This window comes from uncultured Methanobrevibacter sp., from assembly GCF_937898925.1.
Lineage (GTDB): Archaea > Methanobacteriota > Methanobacteria > Methanobacteriales > Methanobacteriaceae > Methanobrevibacter.
In genome coordinates, this window is sequence record NZ_CALDKF010000110.1 from 1 (window position 1) to 1,731 (window position 1,731).

Below are 1,731 nucleotides of genomic sequence, written 5' to 3' on the forward strand. Positions count from 1 at the left end.
AAGTTTGTCTAAAAGTTTGTCTAAAAGTTTGTCTAAAAGTTTGTCTAAAAGTTTGGTTAATTGTCTAAGAAGTTAGTAATCATGTTTTTGGTTTCATTCAATGATTCCATAGGTATTCCATTAGGCATTTGGCCCAATTCACCTTGAACTTCCTTTAAAATGCTACCATTCATTCCTAAAAACATTCCTTCAGAAACGATTTCCATAAAAGTAGCAGGAGGAAGCAATGAAACGCCAACCCTATTTCCTTCCTTAACGGTCAAGTCATTGGTAACAACTTTCAAAGCTCTCTTTCCAAGATTTACATTACAAATCATTAATGAATCAGCATTAGGGTGCTTGCTCACACTCATGATTTCTCCAACCTTAACATCAATTCCAATGATTGGATCATCGATTGGTCCGAATTTGAATCTGTTTCTAAGGCCTAAAATGGTGTCAAGGAAGAATCTGACCTTAGCAATGTTCTCTTCAGTCTTTTCCCTTTCATCCTTAGGGGCACCATTCATAAACTTATGAGCCCAATCCTCACCGCCAAGGAAATCGATTATTCTATGAGCCTTTTCCTCAAGCTTATCAACATCTTCACAATTTGCCAACGCATCCCCTTCAAGATAGCAGTAAAGCAAGGATTTTAAGTCTGGCTCCATCCTTTTGGTTTCTTCAATAGCTCCTTTCTTATTCCAATTACCCCTAAAACTTCCAGTTTGAACGGTTCTTAGGAACAATTCACGAGCATGCATAGCTATTAAAATTCTATAATCTTTAGCAGTATCCCACATAATATCACTTGATAATCATAAAAATTTTTAAAATTAATTTAAATTAATGTTTTTTCTGAATAATAATTTATCCCTCTTTAAATTAATACTTTATCAAAATATTGGAAATTATCTGCAATTGAATGCAATCAATTTGGTCTTGCACATATCCTCAACTGCATACTTGATTCCTTCCTTGCCCATACCGCTTGACTTGAATCCTCCAAATGGCATTGCATCTGTCCTGAATGTGGATTCCTTATTGATTAAAACTGAACCAGCATCTATCTCATTTGCACATCTTAAGGCACTATGGATACTTTCTGTAAAGACTCCTGCCTGAAGGCCATATTGGGTATTATTTGCCTCTTTGATTGCTTCATCAAGGCCATCCACTCTGATTATAGGTGCAATTGGACCAAAGGTCTCATTAGCTACAATATCCATATCCATAGTTACATTGTCTAAAATGGTTGGTTCATAGAAGCACTCTTTTCTGTTTCCACCAAGCAAGAGTTCTGCACCATCTTCAATTGCCCTATATACAGAAGTTTCAATATTAATGGCAGAGCTTTCATTGATTACAGGACCAATATCAGTTGATTCATCCATAGGATTACCCATTTTTAACTTGCTTGCCTCCTTTACAAACATGTCTATGAATTCATCTGCAATCCTATTGTCAAGAATCAATCTCTTTACACCAATGCAGACTTGACCAGAGAATAGGAATGCACCGGATACTGCAGCACTTACTGCCTTTTCAATATCTGCATCTTCAAGTATGACTAAAGGATCGTTTCCACCAAGTTCCATTGTCAATCTCTTCATTCCTGCTCTTGTTATGGGAACATTTATAAATAATTTTAAGGATTTATTTGAATATTTCTCATAACAAACAAACATTCCATTAATTTGTTTGGATATTTTTTTAAAAGTTAATGAAAAATTTGTATCTTTGATTTTGTTT

The 1,731-nt window shown here is 35.0% G+C and carries 1 protein-coding gene and 1 pseudogene; both read right to left on the reverse strand.

Features of this window, described 5'->3' with window-relative positions:
* Positions 1 to 56: 56 nt before the first annotated feature.
* A complete protein-coding gene (locus Q0409_RS09100; protein WP_298537328.1) occupies positions 57 to 782 on the reverse strand; it encodes a tRNA-binding protein in 726 nt (241 codons plus the stop codon).
* Between the two features lie 108 nt (positions 783 to 890).
* Positions 891 to 1,604, reverse strand: a pseudogene (locus Q0409_RS09105) (aldehyde dehydrogenase family protein); the annotation flags it as partial.
* Positions 1,605 to 1,731: the final 127 nt, after the last annotated feature.

Bases quoted from the DNA above. Each gene is read 5' to 3' on its own strand.
- Q0409_RS09100 (WP_298537328.1), bottom strand. From the start codon at position 782: ATGTGGGATACTGCTAAAGATTATAGAATTTTAATAGCTATGCATGCT.